Raw genomic sequence first — 434 nt, forward strand, 5'->3', positions numbered from 1 at the left:
GTGGTTTACATGGTTAATTGAACAAGACATCAACTTCTGCATTCGTGTTAAAAAAACTTTATTGTCACCAATCATTTAGGAAAGAATCATAAAATCAGTGATTTATTTCGCCATCTTCAAGTTGGTCAAATTGAATGTCGTAAACGACGGATTTTGGTTGGTCGAGTGAAACTATATATAAGTGCACTACAGTTAGAAAATGGAGAACTTTTACTCGTCGTTTCTCCTCAGTTTAATGCCAATTCTATTCAGGATTATGCATTACGCTGGGAAATTGAAACCTTATTCAGTTGTCTCAAAGGACGCGGGTTTAATCTTGAAAATACTCGTTTAACAGACCCTAGACGAGTCAAGAAATTGATAGCAGTGCTAGCTATCGGTTTCTGTTGGTGCTATTTAACAGGTGAATGGCAACATGATCAAAAAAAAGTGAT

The 434-nt window shown here is 35.9% G+C and carries 1 pseudogene; it reads left to right on the top strand.

From position 1 onward, the window contains the following. A pseudogene (locus D7V20_RS19545) lies at window positions 1-434 on the top strand (transposase); the annotation flags it as partial.

Origin of the sequence: Acinetobacter rongchengensis, from assembly GCF_003611475.1 — a bacterium.
Lineage (GTDB): Bacteria > Pseudomonadota > Gammaproteobacteria > Pseudomonadales > Moraxellaceae > Acinetobacter > Acinetobacter rongchengensis.